The sequence below is a fragment of the Methanobrevibacter ruminantium genome, assembly GCF_016294135.1.
Taxonomy (GTDB): Archaea; Methanobacteriota; Methanobacteria; order Methanobacteriales; family Methanobacteriaceae; genus Methanobrevibacter; species Methanobrevibacter ruminantium_A.
In genome coordinates, this window is record NZ_JAEDCO010000061.1 from 1 (window position 1) to 5,444 (window position 5,444).

Below are 5,444 nucleotides of genomic sequence, written 5' to 3' on the forward strand. Positions count from 1 at the left end.
ATAAGATTATGATTTATGAGTACCTTCTTATTTTAAAGATTAAAATTAAAAATGTCGAATTTGTAGATGAGGTATTAGAGTTTTATGGAATTTCTGATAATAAAATAGATAATGTTTATATTGAAAATGTAGTTACTTTTGAAAAAATCAAATATCCTATTTTAAACTATGAAAAAGAAAATAAATACACATTCAAATTTTCAATACCATATATAGAAATCCTAGAAAGACCAATTAGAAAATGGGAATTAAAAACTGAAAGAACATTTAAAACTATAGAATTAGATAAAAAATTTGAATTTTATACTCTAAGAAATAAGATAAGAGTATTGAACACCAGAAATAAAATTTTAATTTCAGACGACTTTTATAATTCAAATAAAACATTAGAAGAAGATTTTGATGAAATATTAAGATTGAAAAATGAAAAAAGTAAACTAAAACACATGAATAAAAAGTTAAAAAAAGAAAATAAACATTTAAAAGAAGAAAATAAAGCATTAGAAAAAACTATAGAAAAATATAAGTCTAGATTTGTTGTAAAAACAACTGATAAAATCAAAAAGATATTATAAAAATGTTATAAACTTTAAAAAATCAAATAAAATTATAATTATCTAAAAAAATATTAAAAAATCTGTTTGAACATGACAGAAAGTATAAGAATATCAAAAATAGTGATAAAATGATTGGTGTGATATTAGCTGCAGGAATGGGCACTAGACTAATGCCTCTAACTAAAGATATCCCTAAAGCATTGCTTGAAATAAATGAAATGACATTGCTTGAGAGAATGATTAAAAACTGCATTAATGCAGATATAAAAAAATTTATTGTTGTTGTAGGCTACAATAAAGAAAAAGTAATGGATTTATGCCCATCAATAGCTGAAAAGTATGATATAGAAATAAAAGCTATTGTAAATGAAAAATATGATGTGACAAACACTTCCGTGTCAACTTATCTTGCCAGTAAATTCATTGAGGAAAATGATTTGGATGATTTTATTTTAGTAAATGGAGATAATGTTGTTGATCCGGAAATCATTGCTAAATTAGCTGCTTCTAAAAATACTGGAATGATAATTGACAACTTTAAAGAACTAAATGAAGAATCATTCAAACTTATAATCGATGATGAATCATTAAATGACGAAAAAACAATAGCTAATGGTAAAATTCATTCAATAGGCAAACAATTAGATATTCAATCATCAAGTGGAGAATTTATTGGAGTATCAAAAGTACTTTATGATGATGTGGCAGAATTCAATAGAATTTTAGAAGGATTAATAGAAGAAGACCCACAAAACTATTATGATTTTGCATACAAAGATTTAAGCGTTATTAAAACAATTGATTTTGTTTTGACAAATGGTTTAAAATGGACTGAAATAGATGACCATAAGGATTGGGAAAATGCCAATGCACTAGTAAAAGAATTAGAAGGATAATAAAATAATAAAAGGGATAATATGGCCGAAGTAATTAATAAAATCAAAGCAATTATTTTAAATATAGGCAAATATTTAGTAAGAGGACTATACATAATCGGATCATATGTTATTCCTGTAAATGATAAAATTATTCTCTTTGAATCAAGCAATGGTCGAAATTTTACTGGAAATCCTAAGTCTATCTATGAAGAAATTTTGAATCAAGGATTGGATGAAGAATTCAAATGCGTATGGGTATTTACAAATACAAACACTGAAATAAATGGAAATGCAATAAAAGTTAAAAAATCCTTTTTAAAATTCCTATATTACACCCTTAGAAGTGGAGCATGGGTTTTCGATTCAAGGCATTTATACTATCTTAGGAAAAACAAGAAAACAAAGTATATTCAAACATGGCATGGGACACCGCTTAAAAAATTAGCGCTGGATATGGATTATATAGACATGAGCGGTAATCAAGATATAAGCCTGTACCATGATGACTTTAAGAAAAATACTGCATTATGGGAGTATCTGATTTCACAAAACAGCTATTCCTCTGAGATATTCAAAAGAGCTTTTGACTTTAAGGGTGAGATGCTTGAAATTGGATATCCTCGCAATGACATTCTAATAAATAAAAACAATCCAGAAGACATTGATGAGATAAAAACAAGCTTGAATATTCCAAAAGACAAAAGGATTATCCTTTATGCTCCTACATGGAGAGATAATGAATATCACGAAAAAGGAGAATACAAATTCGCAACAGAAATGGACTTTGACAAAATGTATAAGGAATTGAAGGATGATTACATTCTAATCGTTAAATTCCATTATCTAGTGAAAGAAAACATCGATTGGAGTAAATACAATGATTTTGTAATTGAATGCGATGCTAATTGGGATATTCAGGAACTATACTTGATTTCAGATATGATGATAACAGATTACTCATCAGTGATGTTTGACTATTCCATTTTAAAAAGGCCTATGCTGTTCTTCACCTATGACTTGGAAAACTATAAAAACAATTTAAGAGACTTTTATTTTGATATGGTTGAAGAAGTTCCTGGGCCAATATGCGAAACAAATGAAGAAATGATTGATTTCATAAAAAATTACACTGAAGAGAATTATAAGATAGAATTCGGTGAAAAATATAGGAAATGGAATGAAAAGTTCAATCCATTTGATGATGGAAACGCGTCCAAAAAAATCATTGAATTGATTAGAAGCAAAAAATAATTAAAAAAAACTATTCAAGGATTAAATTAATCTTATGGCCACAGTTAATGCAATGGCCATCCTTTATTCTATTTTTATCGCTGTTGCAATATCTTTCCCTTGCAATCAAAAGCTCACCGCAATTAGGGCAATAGCTATTGTTGTCAGCAGGCATGTTTCCCAAATAAACATATTCAATACCCATATCTATAGCTATTTCCTTAGCCCTTAAAAGGTAATCTGTTTTTGTTGGGTTTTCATCGCTCATCTTATGCATTGGGAAAAACCTTGAAAAGTGAATGGGAACCTCTTTCCCCAATTCCTCCAATACGAAATTGCAGATTGATCTTATGTGGTCTTCATCTGTATTCAAGTCATTAATCAGGAGGGTTGTTATTTCCAAATGAGACTTGCTTTGATAAATGGCCTTTAGATTATCAAGAACAATGTCCAATTTTCCTCCACAGATTTCCCTATAGAGCCTGTCATCAAAGAACTTCAAGTCAATGTTGAATGCATCAATGAACTTTAGAGTTTCATCCAATGATTCCTCACTCATATAGCCATTTGAAACATATACATTTTTAAGATTTTCCCTATGTGAAATCAAAGAAGTTTCACGGGCGAAGTCAAAGTATAGCGTAGGTTCATTATAGGTCCAAGAAATCGATAGGCAATTGTCATTAATAGCATTTTTAACAATGGTTTCTGGCAGTATTTTAGTTGAGTTGAATTCATTATAAGAATTCATTGATAGCATATAGTTCTGACAGTTCAAACATGAGAAATTACAGCCAAAACCACCTATTGAGTATGTTGAAGAGCCGGGCAAGAAGTGATACAAGGGCTTCTTTTCAATAGGATCGGTATGGCATGAAGCAATCCTTTGATAGTTAATTGAATATAATTTACCATCGATGTTTTTTTGTGTATTGCAGAATCCTGAACTACCATCGGCTATTCTGCACATCCTTCCGCATAGATTGCATTGAACTGATTTTAGAGCTGATGAATCATCTTCATATAGTTTAGTGTAAAAGCTGGATTCCCTCATCATAAAAACACCTGAAAAAAAATGAGTTCATTGTTGCTTATTTGAGATGTTGATAACCTCTTGAGCTTATTTTTTCAATTTGACCATTTGAGAGTACTATTTCAACTGTATTATTGTCAGTGATTTCACCTATAACATAAAAATTCATTTCTCTTGACAATTGATCCTTTAGTTCATTGTTTATTGTGAACAAGAATGCAAAATCCTCTCCTATATGGAGGAATAAGTCAAGGTAATTCAAACCCAGAATATTAGCTATTTCCTTGAATTCATCCTCTACAGGAAGCTTATCCTCATAGATTCTTATTCCTTTGGAATAGGAATTGGATGAACTGTTGTCATTAAGATTGGAATACTTCTTATTTGAATTCAATATTTCATAAAATTCGCTTGCAAGGCCATCTGTAATGTCTGTTGCAGAAACTCTATTATTTGATGTATTGCAGTCTCTTAAAATATGGCCTTCATCATATTTGGCTTCTGGCATTAATGCCTTTAATAAAGCCAAATCTATGATTGTTGAATCAATTTCCTTTATTTTTTCTATCTTTTCCTGATATAGAATCTGATCTTTTTCCTTAAGAGCCAATAATTCAAATCCAAGCGCAGCGTATCCCAATTCATCACTTATGCAAACCAGGTCACCCTTTTTAAATCCATATTTCATCAAGGCCTTGTCCTTGTCAACCTGGCCAATGGCCGTTCCTGAAATTATTATCTCACTTGCCTCGTTGGTGTCGCCGCCTATGAGGGGAATATTGTAATTGTCACAAGCCCTTATGACTCCACATATCAAATCATCAAAGTCATCAAGAAGCATGTATTTTGGAATGGCTATGTTCAATAAAAATCCGATATTCTCTGCACCCATGCTGGAAAGGTCGCTGACATTGACTACAACTGACTTGTATCCCATTTGAAAATAAGTCATGCCTTTTGGGAAATGGCTGGATTGAATCAGCATGTCAGTTGAAGTGACTAAATAGCTATTATCATCCAGATTGATGTTTGTAAGTGCAGAATCGTCTCCAATTGATGTTGCAAAATTGGAAAGGTCATTGTCGATACCAAATTCGCAAGAGGAACATGTTTTGGATTTTTCTATTATTCTTTCAATAAGGCCTTTCTCACCAATTTCAGAGACTTTGATTTGGCTTGATTTCATATGAAGATATTTGATTTTTTTAATATAAAAAAATTCTTAATTATAAAAAAAATAAAAAAAGATTATAATTCAATATTATTAGAAAGAGTTTTGGTCAAGGTTTTACGAGCGAAGCGAGTAATAGCTTGGTTAGAAAATCAGGGACTTAAACTGTTTTTTCATGCAAATGCACAAATCGTCTCCTTCAAAGATGCCGAAATTATCAACTAGTTCATAATCCAGTTTCCTATATAGATTGATTGCTGCCTCATTTTCCTTGCCTGTTTCTATAACAGCATACTTGAAATTCTCTTCCATAGCCAGTTTTTCAAGCTGCTTTATAAGCTTATATGCAATTCCTTTTCTTCTGTATCTCTTTTTGACATAGACCCTTCTGATTTCAATTGTGTCCTTGTCAATTAATCTGAAACTGGCGCAGGCAATCGGCTTTCCCCAATTCAATGCAAGAATTACAATATGGGGATCTGTCAATGCATTGTAGTCTAAGTATCTTTCAACTACATCTCCAAGCTTGAAAAAGTATTCATTGTCCAACTGCCTTGTAAGCTCAATGAACCTTT

Annotated in this window: 6 protein-coding genes; 3 read left to right on the top strand and 3 right to left on the bottom strand. The window is 30.8% G+C overall.

Annotated elements, in window-relative coordinates:
* The 3 genes from VW161_RS08585 to VW161_RS08595 all read left to right on the top strand — a co-directional run.
* A partial coding sequence (locus VW161_RS08585; protein ID WP_325192932.1) for a hypothetical protein occupies positions 1-575 on the top strand: 575 nt, incomplete at its 5' end.
* A 110-nt stretch (positions 576-685) separates the two neighbouring features.
* Positions 686-1,453, top strand: a complete 768-nt coding sequence (locus VW161_RS08590; protein WP_325192933.1) for a phosphocholine cytidylyltransferase family protein — start codon at positions 686-688, stop codon at positions 1,451-1,453.
* Positions 1,454-1,474: 21 nt separating this feature from the next.
* Positions 1,475-2,686, top strand: coding sequence for a CDP-glycerol glycerophosphotransferase family protein (locus tag VW161_RS08595; RefSeq protein ID WP_325192934.1), 1,212 nt, complete (start codon positions 1,475-1,477; stop codon positions 2,684-2,686).
* A gap of 10 nt (positions 2,687-2,696) precedes the next feature.
* Here VW161_RS08595 and amrS read toward each other — a convergent pair whose 3' ends face one another.
* From amrS to VW161_RS08610, 3 genes are all read right to left on the bottom strand, one after another.
* On the bottom strand, positions 2,697-3,719 hold the full coding sequence (gene amrS / locus VW161_RS08600; RefSeq protein WP_442919881.1) for an AmmeMemoRadiSam system radical SAM enzyme: 1,023 nt from the start codon (positions 3,717-3,719) through the stop codon (positions 2,697-2,699).
* A 37-nt stretch (positions 3,720-3,756) separates the two neighbouring features.
* Positions 3,757-4,884 carry a thiamine-phosphate kinase gene (gene thiL / locus VW161_RS08605; RefSeq protein WP_325192936.1) on the bottom strand — a complete coding sequence of 376 codons (1,128 nt, stop codon included), beginning with the start codon at positions 4,882-4,884 and terminating at the stop codon, positions 3,757-3,759.
* 129 nt (positions 4,885-5,013) lie between these two features.
* Positions 5,014-5,444: GNAT family N-acetyltransferase (locus VW161_RS08610; RefSeq protein ID WP_325192937.1), on the bottom strand; the 431-nt coding region annotated here is incomplete at its 5' end.